The organism is Rhizobium sp. SAFR-030 (assembly GCF_059415005.1).
In genome coordinates this window covers 1-14,169 of the sequence record NZ_JBPFDO010000007.1, presented here as the reverse complement: position 1 = coordinate 14,169, position 14,169 = coordinate 1, and the positions used below count along the sequence as shown (strand labels likewise).

At 64.6% G+C, this 14,169-nt stretch carries 11 protein-coding genes; 5 read left to right on the top strand and 6 right to left on the bottom strand.

The genetic code is table 11. The features are described from left to right. Positions 1–61 precede the first annotated feature (61 nt). From hslU to ACR65N_RS19785, 4 genes are all read left to right on the top strand, one after another. Positions 62–1,369, top strand: coding sequence for an ATP-dependent protease ATPase subunit HslU (gene hslU / locus ACR65N_RS19800; protein WP_430307777.1), 1,308 nt, complete (start codon positions 62–64; stop codon positions 1,367–1,369). Positions 1,370–1,572: 203 nt separating this feature from the next. Beyond that, complete coding sequence (locus tag ACR65N_RS19795) at positions 1,573–2,508, top strand: DUF1402 family protein (RefSeq protein ID WP_440458402.1); 936 nt, start codon at positions 1,573–1,575, stop codon at positions 2,506–2,508. Between the two features lie 46 nt (positions 2,509–2,554). Continuing rightward, positions 2,555–3,952 (top strand): cytochrome P450, encoded by a 1,398-nt coding sequence (locus ACR65N_RS19790; protein WP_430307775.1) that lies wholly within the window; start codon positions 2,555–2,557, stop codon positions 3,950–3,952. A gap of 94 nt (positions 3,953–4,046) precedes the next feature. Next, positions 4,047–6,218 (top strand): malate synthase G, encoded by a 2,172-nt coding sequence (locus tag ACR65N_RS19785; RefSeq protein WP_440458401.1) that lies wholly within the window; start codon positions 4,047–4,049, stop codon positions 6,216–6,218. Between the two features lie 15 nt (positions 6,219–6,233). On the opposite strand, the gene ACR65N_RS19780 is transcribed toward ACR65N_RS19785, so the two are convergent. After that, positions 6,234–7,160 (bottom strand): dihydrodipicolinate synthase family protein, encoded by a 927-nt coding sequence (locus tag ACR65N_RS19780; RefSeq protein ID WP_440458400.1) that lies wholly within the window; start codon positions 7,158–7,160, stop codon positions 6,234–6,236. Positions 7,161–7,241: 81 nt separating this feature from the next. Beyond that, positions 7,242–7,907, bottom strand: coding sequence for a L,D-transpeptidase (locus ACR65N_RS19775; RefSeq protein WP_430307772.1), 666 nt, complete (start codon positions 7,905–7,907; stop codon positions 7,242–7,244). Positions 7,908–8,084: 177 nt separating this feature from the next. Between ACR65N_RS19775 and ACR65N_RS19770 the strand changes: the two genes are divergently transcribed. Next, complete coding sequence (locus ACR65N_RS19770) at positions 8,085–8,567, top strand: MmcB family DNA repair protein (RefSeq protein WP_440458399.1); 483 nt, start codon at positions 8,085–8,087, stop codon at positions 8,565–8,567. 29 nt (positions 8,568–8,596) lie between these two features. Here the strand turns inward: ACR65N_RS19770 and ACR65N_RS19765 are convergent, their stop codons facing one another. From ACR65N_RS19765 to lhpI, 4 genes are all read right to left on the bottom strand, one after another. Further along, positions 8,597–9,175 carry an ActR/PrrA/RegA family redox response regulator transcription factor gene (locus ACR65N_RS19765; protein ID WP_440458398.1) on the bottom strand — a complete coding sequence of 193 codons (579 nt, stop codon included), beginning with the start codon at positions 9,173–9,175 and terminating at the stop codon, positions 8,597–8,599. Positions 9,176–9,241: 66 nt separating this feature from the next. Then, positions 9,242–10,552, bottom strand: a complete 1,311-nt coding sequence (locus ACR65N_RS19760; RefSeq protein WP_440458397.1) for an ActS/PrrB/RegB family redox-sensitive histidine kinase — start codon at positions 10,550–10,552, stop codon at positions 9,242–9,244. After that, complete coding sequence (gene hrpB, locus ACR65N_RS19755) at positions 10,553–13,030, bottom strand: ATP-dependent helicase HrpB (RefSeq protein ID WP_440458396.1); 2,478 nt, start codon at positions 13,028–13,030, stop codon at positions 10,553–10,555. Next, positions 13,030–13,980 (bottom strand): bifunctional Delta(1)-pyrroline-2-carboxylate/Delta(1)-piperideine-2-carboxylate reductase, encoded by a 951-nt coding sequence (lhpI, locus tag ACR65N_RS19750; protein WP_440458395.1) that lies wholly within the window; start codon positions 13,978–13,980, stop codon positions 13,030–13,032. Before lhpI ends, hrpB begins: the two co-directional genes overlap by 1 nt. Positions 13,981–14,169 lie beyond the last annotated feature (189 nt).

Sequence of the window (14,169 nt, the reverse complement as noted above, 5' to 3'; positions counted from 1 at the left end):
CGGAATAGGGCCCTGTGGCCGGGCTTTCAGCCGGCCGGGCAGGGACGCCTGAAAGGAAGTCATGACAACGTTTTCCCCCCGCGAGATCGTGTCCGAGCTGGACCGGCACATCATCGGCCAGAATGACGCGAAACGCGCTGTGGCGATCGCCCTGCGCAACCGCTGGCGCCGCCAGCAGCTCGACGACAGCCTGCGCGACGAGGTGATGCCGAAGAACATCCTGATGATCGGCCCGACCGGCGTCGGCAAGACGGAAATCTCCCGCCGGCTGGCCAAGCTTGCCGGTGCGCCATTCATCAAGGTCGAGGCGACCAAGTTCACCGAAGTCGGCTATGTCGGCCGCGACGTCGAACAGATCATCCGCGATCTGGTCGAGATCGGCATCGGCCTGGTGCGCGACAAGAAGCGCGCAGAGGTTCAAGCGAAGGCGCACCAGAGCGCCGAGGAAAGGGTGCTGGATGCGCTTGTCGGCTCGACCGCATCGCCGGCCACGCGCGAAACATTCCGCAAGAAGCTGCGCAACGGCGAGATGGACGACAAGGAGATCGACATCGAGGTTGCCGACAGCGGCTCCGGCATGCCCGGCTTCGAGATCCCCGGAATGCCGGGCGCCAACATCGGCGTCCTGAACCTGTCGGAGATGTTCGGCAAGGCCATGGGCGGCCGGACCAAGAAGGTGAAGACGACCGTCTCCAAGTCCTACGGCGAACTGATCCGCGACGAGAGCGACAAGCTGATCGACAACGAGGTTATCCAGCGCGAAGCCGTGCGTTCCGTCGAGAACGACGGCATCGTCTTCCTCGACGAGATCGACAAGATCGCCGCGCGAGACGGCGGGATGGGGGCAGGTGTTTCCCGCGAAGGCGTGCAGCGTGACCTGCTGCCGCTTGTCGAAGGCACGACGGTCTCGACCAAGTACGGCCCGGTGAAGACGGATCATATCCTGTTCATCGCATCCGGTGCGTTCCATGTGTCGAAGCCGTCGGATCTGCTGCCCGAACTGCAGGGCCGCTTGCCGATCCGCGTCGAGCTGAAGCCGCTGTCGAAGGAGGACTTCCGCAGGATCCTCACAGAGACCGAGGCCAGCCTCATCCGCCAGTACAAGGCGCTGATGGAAACCGAGCAGCTGACACTCGATTTTACCGAGGATGCGATCGATGCGCTGGCCGATGTCGCGGTGCACCTGAACTCGTCGGTCGAGAATATCGGCGCGCGGCGGCTGCAGACAGTGATGGAACGGGTGCTCGACGAGATCTCGTTCCATGCACCGGACCGGCCGGGGTCAGCGGTCACCATCGATTCGGAATACGTGCGCAAGCATGTGGGGGATATTGCTGCCGACACCGATCTGTCGCGCTATATCCTCTGAGTTGCGGTCCGATCGTGGCGGCAGAGCAACTGCCGCCACCCACGGAGCAGCGTGTGACGGGAAAGTGAAAGGCGCGGACTCGACTCCGCGCCATCTCTCTCAGTAATGGAGCCCGACAACGTGCGCGCGATACCGTGCGGTGATTCGCCGGCGCATCGCGTAGGCCTGAACGGGCTCAACTAATCTTTCCTGGGATGCGGGATTTGCGACGGTTCATTCTGGCAGTGCTGATGATTGTTGCCTGGAGCGCGCCGGCGGCGCTCGCCGGTGGCCTGTCCGTCGTCCCGCCGGGCAACCGCAATGCCGAGCAGCCAAAGGTACCGGGCGCTTCGGTTCGCCGTACGAAGGCTGGCCGCACCACCTTCGACGACAAATACGAGAAAATCCGCGATCTCCTGGCCAGCGACAAGACGCTGATCGGCAAGATCAAGCAGACGGCACGCCAGTACGATATCGACCCCATCCACATGATCGGGGCCATCGTTGGCGAACACACATACAATGTCGATGCCTACGACCGACTGCAGTCCTACTACGTCAAGGCCGCGGCCTATGCCGGGGATAACTTCCGCTTCGGCTACAAGAACGAGAACATCGGCGACTTCGTCGCACGTCCGGAGTTCTCGAAGTGCTCGGGCTTCAACGACAGCTACCGGCTGTGGACGTGCCGCGAAGGGGTGTGGGACCGCGTCTTCCGCGGCAATACCGTGGGTGGCGTTGGCTACCCTGACAACCGGTTCAGCGCCGTGTTCTTCCAGCCTTTCTTCGCCGGCCAGACGTTTGGTCTCGGTCAGATCAATCCGCTGACGGCTCTCATGCAATCGGACATGGTGGCGCGCCGATCCGGCTACCCCAAGCTTGATCCCTCCGATGCGTCGGACGTCTATAAGGCGATCATGGATCCCGACAAGTCGCTAGCCTATATCGCGGCGGTGATCCGCCGGTCGATCGACGACTATGCGGAGATTGCCGGAATGGACATCTCGCGCAACCCCGGCATCACCGCCACGCTTTACAACATCGGCAATTCGGCGCAGCGGGCGTCGGCGCTGGCCTCGAGCGGTCGCTCCTGGCCGGAAGAGAACTATTACGGCTGGCTGATCAACGATAAGTTGAACGAATTGAAATCGCTGCTCTGAAGACCGATATGCGGTGCTTGTGATCCGTTCCCAAGGAGAACAGGCCATGGACATGCGACCTGAACCGTTCGAGCCGCCGGCACCCATTCCGCGGACGCACATCCCGAGCCGTCTCGAGATCATCCGAACGGTTCTGCGCAATCCGTTGGAGCTTTGGGGCGAGCCTTCCTACACGCTGCCGTGGATCGAGACGAAGTTCTTCTCCGAACGCACGATCATCATCAATCACCCCGGTCTCATCCGCCATGTCCTGGTCGACAACGCGTCAAACTACAAGATGGCGGAGGTTCGCCAGCTGATCCTGCGGCCGATCCTGCGGGATGGACTGCTGACCGCCGAAGGGCCGGTGTGGAAGCGCTCGCGCAAGGCGATGGCGCCGGTCTTCACGCCGCGGCACGCCAAGGGTTTCGCCGGCAAGATGCTGGAGAAGGCGACCGAATACACCGAGAAATATGCAGACATCGGCCCGCATGGGCGGGTGGAGGACATCTCCGTCGACATGACCGAGATCGCCTTCGCCATCCTGTCGGAAACCCTGTTCTCCGGCGACGTGGTCACCACGAGCGACAACTTTTCCGACGATGTGGATGCACTGCTGCACCGGATGGGCAGGGTCGACCCGATGGACATGCTGCGGGCGCCGTCCTGGGTGCCGCGCTTGCGACGGATCGGCGGTTCCAAGGTGATGAGCCAGTTCCGCGGCGTCGTGCGCCAGACCATCGAGAAACGCCGGGCGAGGATGAAGGACGATCGGGCCGGCACGCCGGAAGATTTCCTCACCCTGCTGCTGGAGCTCGAAGGGCCGGACGGGCTCACCCTCGATGAAATTGAGGACAACATCCTCACCTTCATCGGTGCCGGCCACGAGACGACGGCGAGGGCGCTCGCCTGGACGCTCTACTGCGTTGCGAATTCCCCGCACATCAGAGACGCGATGGAGCGCGAGATCGATGCAGTGCTGGGCTCCGGTGCCGAACCGGTCGATTGGCTTGAGCGGATGCCGTTCGTTCGAGCGGCTTTCGAGGAGGGCATGCGGCTCTACCCGCCGGCGCCATCCATCAACCGCGAAGCGATCGGCGACGACAGCTGGACGAGCCCCGAGGGAAAGACGGTACGGATTGCTGCCGGGACAACCGCCCTGGTGATGCCGTGGACGCTGCATCGGCACCAGCTGTACTGGGAGAAACCGAGGGCCTTCATGCCGGAGCGATTTTTGCCTGAAAACCGCGGCAAGATCGATCGCTTCCAGTACCTGCCATTCGGCGCCGGACCGCGCATCTGTATCGGCGCCACCTTTGCTATGCAGGAAGCGGTGATTGCGCTTGGGGTTCTGATGTCCCGCTACCGCTTCGATGCTCTGCCTGGCAGCAAGCCTTGGCCGGTGCAGCGGCTGACGACCCAGCCGCGAGACGGTCTGCCGATGCGCGTGACGCCGCGCCATTGAAACGGCCGGCTCTCTCCCTTCATCATCGATGCTGCATTGACTAAGGCCTCGCAGCGCGCAAAAACCGCTGTCTGACAAGACAGGGAGAAACCGGATGAGCCGCATCGAACGAAATGGCTTGGCGATCGACGAGGCGCTGCACAGCTTTCTGGTGGACGAGGCGCTGCCCGGCAGCGGCATAGAGCCGGATCATTTTTTTGCGCAGTTTTCCTCCCTCCTTCACGATCTGGCGCCCAAGAACCGCGCGCTCCTCGCCGTCCGCGACCAGATGCAGGGACAGCTGGACGACTGGTATCGGAAGAACGGCGCCCCAAGCGACATGGCTGAATACGAGGCCTTCCTGCGCGGGATCGGCTATCTGCTTCCCGAAGGGCCGGATTTCCAGGTAGCAACGGAAAACGTCGATCCGGAGATTTCCGAGCTGGCCGGACCGCAGCTGGTGGTGCCGGTGATGAACGCCCGCTATGCGCTGAATGCGGCAAACGCGCGCTGGGGCTCGCTCTACGATGCACTCTACGGAACCGACGCCATCGCCGAGAGCGACGGAGCGGAAAAGGGCAGCGGCTACAATCCCGTCCGTGGGGCCAGGGTCATCGCCTGGGTGCGCGGCTTTCTCGACGAATCGGCGCCTCTGGCCGAGGCGGGCTGGCAGGCGGCGACGAAGCTTGCCGTCGTGGATGGCGCACTTGTCGTGTTCATCGGCGAAAAGCCGACGGCGCTTGCCGACCCGGCACAGTTTGCCGGCTACCGCGGCGAGGCCGACGCGCCGACCCATGTTCTGCTTCGCCGCAACGGCCTGCACGTCGAGATCCGCATCGATGGCTCGACCGCGATCGGCAGCAGCGACCCGGCGGATATCTCGGACGTTTGGCTTGAATCGGCGATCACCACGATCATGGACTGCGAGGATTCTGTCGCGGCAGTGGATGCCGAGGACAAGGTCGTGGTTTACCGCAACTGGCTCGGCCTGATGCGCGGCGACCTTCAGGAGGAGGTTGCCAAGGGCGGCAAGACCTTCACCCGTACCCTCAATCCGGACATGGCCTATACGGCGCCGGACGGTTCGCCGCTTGAAGTGCACGCCCGCTCGCTGATGCTGGTGCGCAACGTCGGGCATCTGATGACCAATCCGGCCATCCTCGATCGCGACGGCCGCGAGGCGCCGGAAGGCATCATGGACGCCATGATCACGGCGCTGATCGCGCTGCGCGATATCGGCCCGGACGGGCGCCGCCAGAATTCGCGTCTCGGGTCCATGTACGTGGTGAAGCCGAAGATGCACGGCCCCGAGGAGGTCGCCTTCGCCTGCGAGATCTTCTCCCGCGTCGAGGAAGCGCTTGGCCTGCCTGCCAATGCCATCAAGATGGGCATTATGGACGAGGAACGACGCACCACCATCAATCTCAAGGAGTGCATCCGGGCTGCTCGCGAGCGCGTCGTCTTCATCAACACGGGCTTCCTCGATCGAACCGGCGACGAGATCCACACGTCGATGGAAGCCGGTCCGATGATCCGCAAGGGCGACATGAAGCAGGCGCCCTGGATTTCTGCCTACGAGAACTGGAACGTTGATATCGGTCTTGCCTGCGGCCTCAGCGGCCATGCCCAGATCGGCAAGGGCATGTGGGCAATGCCCGATCTGATGGCGGCCATGCTGGAGCAGAAGATTGCCCATCCCAAGGCCGGCGCCAACACCGCCTGGGTGCCGTCGCCGACCGCTGCCACGCTGCATGCCACGCATTATCACAAGGTCAACGTTGCCGAGGTTCAGGACAGCCTGAAGAGCCGCGGCCGGGCAAAGCTGTCGGACATCCTGTCGGTGCCCGTTGCGTCACGGCCGAACTGGACGGCCGACGAGGTGCAGCGCGAGCTCGACAACAATGCCCAGGGCATTCTCGGCTATGTCGTGCGCTGGATCGACCAGGGCGTCGGCTGCTCGAAGGTGCCGGACATCAACAATATCGGCTTGATGGAGGATCGGGCAACATTGCGGATTTCCGCCCAGCACATGGCCAACTGGCTCCACCATGGCCTCGTCACCGAAGCTCAGGTGGTGGATACCATGAAGCGGATGGCCGCGATCGTCGACGGCCAGAATGCCGGCGATCCGCTTTATCAACCGATGGCCGGGCGCTTCGACCAGTCGGTCGCCTTCCAGGCTGCACTCGATCTGGTGTTGAAGGGGCGCGAACAGCCGAATGGCTATACCGAGCCGGTCCTGCATCGTCGGCGGATCGAGGCAAAGGCGAAAACCGCCGCTGCTTAAGCGGCGGTCGTCGCGTCAGAATGCCGCGCGCTTGTCCTTCAGCGCCAGCCGCGCCAGCAGGTAGTCCACCTCGGCTCGGGCGGTTGCTGTCAAGGCACTCGCCGGCTTTCGCTGCGCGTCGCAGGCGATCACGCCGCGGCGCATCAACACGTGTTTGCGCACTGCAAGCCCGACGCCCAACTGCTGCTCGTAACGGATCAGCGGCAGATGTGCATCGAACAGGTCGTGCGCCTCGTCGCGCCGACCCGCCGCATGCAGACCCACCAGTTCGACCAGCATGTCTGGAAAGCCATAGCCGGTCATCGCACCATCGGCGCCGCGTTCCGGCTCGAAGTCGAGGAACATGCCGCCATTGCCGCAAAGGATCGACACCGGGCGCAGCTCACCCTTGGCCTGCATGGCACGCAGCTTCGAAATCTTTTCAAGCCCCGGCCAATCTTCGTGCTTCAGCATCAGGCAGGACGGGTGGTCGTTGATGATCCGGGCAATCACGCCGGCCGACATCACGACCGAGAGCGTCAGCGGATAGTCCTGCAGCACGAACGGGACATCACTGCCCACCGCTTCGACGGCCTGGGCAAAATAGCCGATGATCTGTTCGTCGGTGCGCAGGGCAGGCGTTGGCGCGATCATCACGCCGGCAGCGCCCATGTCCATGGCATCGCGTGCCAGCGAGCGCATGGCAGCAAAGCCGGGCGCGGAGACGCCGACGATGACCGGTACGGTCGCCCGCTCGACGACCTGGCGGATGATCGCCCGCGATTCGGAGGGCTCGAGCTTGGGGGCCTCGCCCATGATGCCGAGGATGGTGATGCCGGTGCAGCCACTCTCCTGGTAGAAGTCGGTCAGCCTGTCGATCGACGGGTGATCGAGGCTGCCGTTCTCCTGGAACGGCGTGGTGGCGATGGCGTAGACGCCCTTGCTCTCGGTTGCGAATGTCATGTCTGCCTCCTGCTGTCTTCGTCGAGCGCATACGAAAACGGCGCGTCAAGCGCGCCGTTTCGATTGCTCAAGTGATCGATCCTATTGGATGACGACGACCTTTGTCGACCGGCCCGGGCGCACCCGGCTGTAGAGGTCGATGACGTCCTGGTTCATCAGGCGGATGCAGCCTGAGGATGCCGCGGTGCCGATCGAAGCCCATTCCGGCGTGCCGTGCAGGCGGAAGAGCGTATCCTGGCCCTTCTCGTTGAACAGGTACATGGCGCGGGCGCCGAGAGGATTGCTGACACCGGGGCCCATGCCTTCCTCGACGTAGCGCGCGACGTCCGGACGGCGTGCTGCCATCTCCTTCGGCGGGTGCCAGGTCGGCCATTCCTGCTTCCAGGCCACATAGGCTTCGCCGGCCCAGGCAAAGCCCTGCTTGCCGACGCCGATGCCGTAGCGCACTGCCTTGCCGTTCGGCAGGATGTAATAGAGGAAGCGCTCGCGCGTGTTGACGATGACCGTGCCCGGCCGTTCCTTGGTGTCGAAGTCGACGATCTGACGGTGGAACTTCTTGTCCACCCGGTTGATCGGGATCGCCGGCAGGGCATAGCCGGAGTCGGTGACGGCACCGTAGGAATCGCTGAAGATGGCGTTCGTCTCGGTCCGGACGAAGGCGATCTTCGGCTCAGGCGTCGTGGAGCAGCCGGCCAGGGCGAACATCGCCATCAGGCCGGACGCGATCATGCTGTTGCGGATGCGCATGGATTTCTCTTGGGACAGGGGTGAAAGCAGGGATGGGTCGACCCATCTCTCTTGAAAGGGTTATTTTCGATTAGGTGACCCTTGGCAAGGCATGCCGTGCCGCCAATCCTTCGCGCCCGCACAATTGAAAACGCCATTGCCTTTTTGCAACATTCCCGAGCTTGAAGAAGACTTTCCATGACCCTGCTCAACATGAACTCGAACAACCCGTTGATCGACGGACGCCAATCGGCGAGGGCGATGATGGTGCGTCGCGGCGTCCAGATCCTGTTCAACGACCTGCGCCACGCGTTGCTGCCGGAGCTGACGCTCGCCAATGGCCGGCGGGCCGATCTCGTCAGCGTCACGGCGAAGGGCGAGATCTGGATCGTCGAGATCAAGACATCGATCGAGGATTTCCGGGTAGACCGCAAATGGCCGGATTACCGGACCTATTGCGACCGGCTGTTTTTCGCTACCCACAAGGACGTGCCGCTGGAGATCTTTCCGCAGGACTGCGGGCTGCTTCTGGCTGATGGTTATGGTGCGCATGTCGTGCGTGAGGCGCCGGAAAACCGGCTTGCACCGCCGGCCCGCAAGGCCATGACGCTGTCCTTCGCCCGTGTCGCGGCACAGCGGCTGCTGGCCGCCGAATGGGCGACCGGCAAGACGTTCGAGTAAGGCTGATGGCTGCGAGGCCGGTCGTCTTCCTATCTCGGCGCGCGCTTGGCGAGTATCCGCTGCAGCGTCCGGCGGTGCATGTTGAGGCGGCGGGCGGTTTCCGAAACGTTGCGTTCGCACATCTCGTAGACGCGCTGGATATGCTCCCATCGGACCCGGTCCGCCGACATCGGGTTCTCCGGCACATCCGCCTTCTCGCCTGGCCTCTGCGTCAGCGCCGCGTAGACGTCGTCGGCATCCGCCGGCTTCGACAGGTAGTCGACGGCGCCCAGTTTCACCGCGGTGACGGCGGTGGCGATGTTGCCGTAGCCGGTCAGCACGATGACCCGGGTGTCTTCGCGTCCCTTGCGGATCGCCTCGATGACGTCGAGACCGTTGCCGTCGCCCAGCCGCAGGTCGACCACGGCATATTTCGGAGGACGGGCCTTCGACTTGGCGATGCCTTCCGCCACCGATTCGGCGATCTCGACGGCAAAGCCCCGGCTTTCCATGGCCCGCGCCAGCCGCCGGAGGAACGGCAGGTCGTCATCGACGATCAGCAGCGACGGATCAGGACCGACAAGCGCCTGGTCTTCGCCGGATGCGTTCGGCTCGATCTTCTCTGTCACAATCAACTATCTCCACCAATGCCGTTCGCGTGATCGTGGCACGACCCGCTCCGGGCGGATCTGCCGCTAGTCCCTCAGTTCCATCAGGGCACGCGGCCAGACGACCCGCACCCGGGCTCCGGTCTGCCCGTTGTCGAAACTCAGGCTGGCGCCGGATCGCTCCAGAAGGGTCTTGGCGATAAACAGCCCAAGCCCCAGCCCGCCGGCATTCTCGCTCTCACGGCTCCTCGTCGATATATAGGGTTCTCCGATATGGGATAAAACATCCGGTGCAAAGCCGTCGCCGTCGTCCTCGACAGTGATCGCCACGCGGTCGGCATCGTGTTCGACAGTCAGCCGGACCTGCGTCCGGGCGAAATCGACCGCGTTCTCGACGAGGTTTCCGAGGCCGTAGAGGATTGCCGCATTACGGCTTCCGACCGGCTCAGCAGCCTTTTCGCCCTGTTCCACCAGGAGAATGTCGATGCCGAACTGCCGGTGCGGCGCGGTCACTTCTTCGATCATCGAGGACAGCGGCAGGCGGCGCATATGGGCTTCGTTGTCCGCCGACAGCGACGTCAGCCGCCTCAATATGTCGCGGCATCGTTCGCTCTGGCTGCGCAACAGCGCGACGTCTTCCCGGAACCGCTCGTCACCGCCGAGCTCGCGCTCCATCTCCTTGGCGACGACGCTGATCGTCGCAAGCGGCGTGCCCAGTTCATGCGCTGCAGCTGCCGCCAGTCCATCCAGCTGTGACAGGTGTTTCTCGCGCTCGAGCACCAGTTCGGTCGCCGCCAGCGCATCGGCAAGCAGCGTTGCCTCCATCGAGACGCGATACGCATAGAAGGCGGCAAACATCATCATCGAGACGATGGCGCACCAGATGCCGAGCTGCATGATCGGGTAGATGATCGGGATCTGGTCCGCATGCCAGGGAACCGGATAGGAGGAGAGGGTGAGGCTCGTCGTGCAGGCGATCGAGAAGGCCAGCAGGCACAGCGAGTGGCGAAGCGGCAGCGAGGCGAAGGAAATGATCACCGGCACGCAAAGCAGCGGCGCAAACGGATTGGCAAGCCCGCCGGTGATGAACAGCAGGCCGCTCATCTGCAACAGGTCGAAGGCGAGCAGGCTGAGCGCCGCCGCCGGTTGCAACCGGTGGGTCGGCGGAAACTTCAGCGACAGGCCGAGATTGACGAGCGCCAGGGCGAGGATCAGGAATCCCGTCTCGGCCAGCGGCAACTCAAAACGCAGCACCAGCGCGACGACCAGGACGGTGATCGTCTGGCCGGCAACCGCCAGCCAGCGCAGCCGCACCAGGGTCTGCAGGCGCATGCTGCGGCTGAACCGGCCGAACTGCGCATGCCGGATCGGAGCGGTCTCGGCGGTCGTGTCCTTCATCTAGGTACCTCGCGGCTTTGCCCGATGCGTGGGCAGCGCATTGGCCGGATCCTCCGGCCACGGATGTTTGGGGTAGCGGCCGCGCATGTCGGCTCGCACGTCTTTCCACGACCCCACCCAGAAACCGGGTAGGTCACGCGTGGTCTGGATCGGCCGGTGCGCCGGCGAGGTCAGCTCCAGCAGCAGCGGCAGCCGTCCGCCGGCGACGGCCGGATGCGTCTTCAACCCGAACAGTTCCTGCACCCGGATCTGAATGGTCGGTTCCTCGCCATCGTAGAGGATAGGGTGCCGTTGGCCGGTCGGCGCTTCGAAATGGGTCGGCGCCAAGCGATGGATGTCCTGCCGCAGCTGATGCGGAACGAGCGACGCGAGTCCGTCGCTGAGACTGCCGGCGTCGATCATGTCGAAGCTGGTGCGGCCGGATTGAAATGGGATGAACCAGACGTCGAGCTGATCGATCAGAGCCGCGTCGGACATGTCCGGCCACGGCTCTCCGATCGTCCGCTGCAGAAAGCCGATGCGCTCGCGCAGCTGCCTTGCCTCGCGTGAAAAGGGCAGGGCGGAAACGCCGAGCTGGCGTACCCCGTCCGCCAGTCCCTCGGCTGCCGCTGCACCCGTCGGGCGCGGGAGCGGCGTCTCCTCGAGGATCAGCGCACCGAGTCGCACGACGCGGCGGGCGCGCACCTGCCGGCTCTGGCGGTCGAAATAGCTCTCCGCTCCATCGGTCATTGCATGCGCAAGTTCGGCCTCCACGGATGCCCGGTCGGTCTCGGCGGCGGCGAGGATACGCGCCTGCGCCGCGCGACCGGTCAGATCGGCGATCACCAGCATGCGCGCGCCCGAAAGCCGTTCCGTCTCGTGCAATTCGGCGCCCCGTCCGTTGGCCATCACGAAACGCCCGCGAGCGCCCCGTTGAAGCGCAACGCGATCTGGATAGGCGTGCAGCAACAGGTCGGCGCAGCCGAGCTGCCCCGAATCGGAAGCGCCTTTCGGCAGTGATTGCGCCAGCCGCGCCGCCAGTTTGCGTGCCTTCTCCGCCCGCTCCCCGCGCGCCTGGTGAAAGCCGCGCAGCCGCTGGTCGAGGTCGATATCCGTACCACCGAGCCCCTGTTCGGTCATCATTACCGCCAGTTCGCAGGCGGTACGCGCTTCGCCGCGAAGCGCGCCGGCAAGCGCCATCGCGGCAAGCCGCGGCGGAAGCGCCAGATCGCGCATCAACCGTCCGTTGCCGGTCAGCCGGTCGTCATCGTCGAGCGCCCCCATCATTCGCAGCAGCGCGCGGGCTTCGGTCAGTGCCGGTCCGGGCGGCGGATCGAGAAAGGCAAGGTCGGCAGGATCGTGCACCCCCCAGTGGGCGAGGTCGAGCGCCAGGCTGGAAAGATCGGTGGCGAGGATCTGCGGCGGGGTGAACGGCGCAAGCGCGGCTGTCTGTCCGGCATGCCACAGTCGGATGGCGATGCCCGGCTCGGTTCGCCCGGCGCGTCCGGCCCGCTGGTCGGCCGAGGCCCGCGACACGCGCACCGTCTCCAGCCGCGTGATCCCGGTTGACGGCTCGAATACCGGCAGCCGCTGCAGTCCGCTATCGATGACGATCCGCACGCCGTCGATGGTGATCGACGTTTCGGCGATCGAGGTCGCCAGCACCACCTTGCGGGTACCTTTAGGCGCCGGCCGGATCGCCAGATCCTGGTCGGCCTGCGACAGTGTTCCGTAAAGAGGCGCGATGGCTGTGTCTGGCGGCAGCCGCCCCTGCAGGCGCTCGACGGTGCGCAGGATCTCGGCCTGTCCCGGCAGGAAGGCGAGGATCGATCCGTCCTCCGCCGCATGCGCCTTGAGGATCGCAGCCGTCACGGCATCCTCGATCCGATCGCCGGCGGTGCGCTCGCTGTAGCGGATGTCGATCGGATGGCTGCGTCCGGCGCTCTCGATTACCGGCGCATCCCCCAGAAGCGCGGCCACCCGCTCGACATCCAGGGTTGCCGACATCACCAGCAGGCGCAGGTCCTCGCGCAGCGCGCCCTGGGCATCGAGGGCCAGTGCCAGTCCGAAATCGGCGTCGAGCGAGCGTTCGTGAAACTCGTCGAACAGCACCGCGGAGACGCCGGCAAGCTCGGGATCCTCAAGGATCATCCGGGCAAAAACCCCCTCGGTCACCACCTCGATTCGCGTCGCCTTGGAAATCCTGTTGTCGAGCCGCATCCGGTAACCGACCGTCTCGCCGACCGCCTCATTCGCCAGCGACGCCATCCGCGCCGCCGCTGCCCGGGCTGCCAGCCGCCGCGGCTCAAGGAGAATGATCCGCCCGCTGCACCAGGATTGCTCAAGAAGATAGAGCGGTACCAGGGTCGTCTTGCCGGCGCCGGGCGGCGCCGACAGCACTGCGCGGTTGCCGCTGACAAGCGCTGCGCCGAGCGCCGGCAGCACCGCCCGGATGGGCAGGTCGGGAAGCTCCTGCAAGCTTGGAGATGCGGCGCTCATCAGGTTGCGTGGCCGTTGACGGTCTCGAAGGCGAGAATGGCGCCGGCAAGATCCTCCAGCGCCGCTCCCACCGATTTGAACAGCGTGATCTCCTGCAGGCTCGAGCGGCCGGGGTGGCGGCCGGCCACCAGATCGGAGAGGTCGGCGAGGATATCGTCCGGCTTCAGAACGCCGGACGTGAGCGGCTGAACGATGTCGCCACCTTCCGTGCGAGCCCCCGCATGCGTATCGACGAAGACGCTGGCGCGGCGCACGGCCTCGTCGTCGCTCTCGCGCATGCTTGGCTTGAAGGCGCCAACCAGATCGACATGGGCGCCGGGTTTCAGCCATTCGCCCTTGATCAGCGGCTCGCTGGACAGCGTTGCGCAGGAGATGATGTCGGCGGCTTCGGCCGCCGCCTTCAGATCCGTCACTTGTGTCGCGTTGAAGCCTGCCGCCTGCGCTTCGGCGGCGATTGCCTTTGCCTTATCGGGATCGCGGCCCCAGATGAAGAACCGCTCGAGCGGGCGGGTGATCGCATGCGCTTCGATCAGATTGAGCGACAGCCGACCTGTGCCGACCATCAGCATCGTGTGCGCATCGGCGCGCGCAAGCTTGTCGGCGGCAAGCGCCGACGTGGCGGCGGTTCGCCGCGCCGTCAGCTCGCCGCCGTCGATCAGTGCCAGCATTTCGCCGGTCTTTGCCGAGGACAGGAGATACTGGCCGAAGATGGTCGGCAACTGGCGCTGGTGATTGTCCGGAAAGAGGTTGAGAAGTTTCACCCCGGTATAGGCACCCGGCACCCAGGCCGGCATCAGCAGCAAGGTGGCGGCCGCCTCGCCGGGCACCTCCATCGTATGGTGATGACGCACGGGCGTCACGCAGGAGCCGCGGAACATCGCGTCGAGAGCGGCGATGAGGGCAGGGAAGGCAAGCGCTTTTCGGGTTTCTTCGGCAGACAGCAGCAGCATCGGGAACTCCTGGACAACAGAGGCTGGACCATAGCGGCTGGAGCCGCGGGGAAGAAAGCCCGGCGAGAAAAATGACAGTTTTTTAAAATCGACTGTTGACCTGACGATCGGCTGGATCTATAACCCCGATCACTGACGAGGGCGGCGGCGCCGCAAGCGACGAAGTCTTTCGTTCTGGAGAAAACCTGA

Excerpts from the sequence above, each read along its gene's own strand:
- ACR65N_RS19790 (WP_430307775.1), top strand. The coding sequence starts at position 2,555 with ATGGACATGCGACCTGAACCGTTCGAGCCGCCGGCACCCATTCCGCGG.
- lhpI (WP_440458395.1), bottom strand. The coding sequence starts at position 13,980 with ATGCTGCTGCTGTCTGCCGAAGAAACCCGAAAAGCGCTTGCCTTCCCT.
- ACR65N_RS19770 (WP_440458399.1), top strand. The coding sequence starts at position 8,085 with ATGACCCTGCTCAACATGAACTCGAACAACCCGTTGATCGACGGACGC.
- ACR65N_RS19780 (WP_440458400.1), bottom strand. The coding sequence starts at position 7,160 with ATGACATTCGCAACCGAGAGCAAGGGCGTCTACGCCATCGCCACCACG.
- ACR65N_RS19775 (WP_430307772.1), bottom strand. The coding sequence starts at position 7,907 with ATGCGCATCCGCAACAGCATGATCGCGTCCGGCCTGATGGCGATGTTC.
- ACR65N_RS19785 (WP_440458401.1), top strand. The coding sequence starts at position 4,047 with ATGAGCCGCATCGAACGAAATGGCTTGGCGATCGACGAGGCGCTGCAC.
- ACR65N_RS19760 (WP_440458397.1), bottom strand. The coding sequence starts at position 10,552 with ATGAAGGACACGACCGCCGAGACCGCTCCGATCCGGCATGCGCAGTTC.
- hslU (WP_430307777.1), top strand. The coding sequence starts at position 62 with ATGACAACGTTTTCCCCCCGCGAGATCGTGTCCGAGCTGGACCGGCAC.
- hrpB (WP_440458396.1), bottom strand. The coding sequence starts at position 13,030 with ATGAGCGCCGCATCTCCAAGCTTGCAGGAGCTTCCCGACCTGCCCATC.